Here is a 270-nt window from a genome sequence, read left to right as displayed (position 1 = left end):
CTGAGAACGCAGCCCCATCAAACGGGCAAGTTTCAGTGTGGCTGCAAATCCAGCGTCCCATTCAAGGGCCTTCTGATAAACAACCTGAAACATGGCATCAGGGATCGCCTGCTTTGTTCCCGCGCGACTGGCTCCACTTAATCCCAATGCCTGATTACTCAAACGCGGAGAAGTTTCCAGTTTTTCCCTGCCTGCCATGCGGAAGATATTACGCAGCGCAGCCATTTCATTTTGCACTGTTCGTTTAGCAACGCCCCGCGATCCGAATGC

At 52.6% G+C, this 270-nt stretch carries 1 protein-coding gene; it reads right to left on the bottom strand.

Features of this window, described 5'->3' with window-relative positions:
* Nucleotides 1–270: integrase domain-containing protein (locus FE392_RS19940; RefSeq protein WP_319931868.1), on the bottom strand; the 270-nt coding region annotated here is incomplete at both ends.

Origin of the sequence: Xenorhabdus santafensis (assembly GCF_033949405.1) — a bacterium.
GTDB classification, from domain to species: Bacteria; Pseudomonadota; Gammaproteobacteria; order Enterobacterales; family Enterobacteriaceae; genus Xenorhabdus; species Xenorhabdus santafensis.
This window is presented reverse-complemented; position numbering and strand designations above follow the sequence as displayed.